1 rRNA gene is annotated in these 1,206 nt (G+C 50.7%); it reads left to right on the plus strand.

The annotated features are described in order from the left end of the window. Positions 1–1,206, plus strand: a 23S ribosomal RNA gene (locus ABID13_RS28600); the annotation flags it as partial.

Genomic DNA, 1,206 nt, shown 5'->3' on the forward strand with positions numbered 1-1,206 from the left:
AAGTAGCGGCGAGCGAAATGGGAAGAGCCCAAACCAGCGTGCGTGCATGCTGGGGTTAAGGACTGCGTAAGCGAGCTGATTTGTTAATGGAACTGTCTGGGAAGTCAGACCAAAGAGAGTGAAAGTCTCGTACATGAAAACAATAGGCAGCGGCAGGATCCAGAGTACCACGAGACACGAGAAACCTTGTGGGAAGTCGGAGGGACCACCCTCCAAGGCTAAATACTCCTTAGTGACCGATAGAGCATAGTACTGTGAAGGAAAGGTGAAAAGGACCCCGGGAGGGGAGTGAAAGAGAACCTGAAACCCTGTGTTTACAAGCTGTGGAAGCACGTTAAGGTGCGACCGCGTACTTTTTGTAGAACGGTCCGGCGAGTTGCCGGTACTGGCAAGGTTAAGCACTTAAGGTGCGGAGCCGAAGGGAAACCAAGTCTTAACAGGGCGCAATGTCCAGCCCCAAGGGGCAGGACAACAGTCAGTACAGGCAGACCCGAAACCGGGTGACCTATCCATGTCCAGGTTGAAGCGGAAGTAAAATTCCGTGGAGGACCGGATCCACATCCGTTGAAAAGGGTGGGAATGAGGTGTGGATAGGGGAGAAATTCCAATCGAACCCGGAGATAGCTGGTTCTCCTCGAAATAGCTTTAGGGCTAGCCTCGTATTAGTTTAGCGGAGGTAGAGCACTGAATTCCTAAGGGGGCGTCAAAGCTTACCAAGGGATATCAAACTCCGAATGCCGCATAAATGATGTACGGGAGTCAGACTGCACGAGATAAGTTGGGTAGTCAAAAGGGAAAGAGCCCAGACCTACAGCTAAGGTCCCAAAGTATGTGTTAAGTGGAAAAGGATGTGGGATTTCAAAGACAACTAGGATGTTGGCTCAGAAGCAGCCACACATTCAAAGAGTGCGTAATAGCTCACTAGTCGAGAGGTCCTGCGCCGAAAATGTCCGGGGCTGAAACACAACACCGAAGCTTAGGAATGTACGTAAGTACATTGGTAGAGGAGCATTCTTAAAGGAGCGAAGCAGTACCGATAAGGAGCTGTGGACTTTTAAGAAGAGAGAATGCCGGAATGAGTAGCGAGATGGAGGTGAGAATCCTCCAGGCCGAATATCCAAGGTTTCCAGAGTAAAGCTGATCTGCTCTGGGTAAGTCGGGGCCTAAGGCGAGGCTGAGAGGCGTAGTCGATGGACAACAGGTTGA

It is taken from the genome of Enterocloster citroniae, from assembly GCF_040545455.1.
In the GTDB taxonomy this organism is placed as follows: Bacteria; Bacillota; Clostridia; order Lachnospirales; family Lachnospiraceae; genus Enterocloster; species Enterocloster citroniae.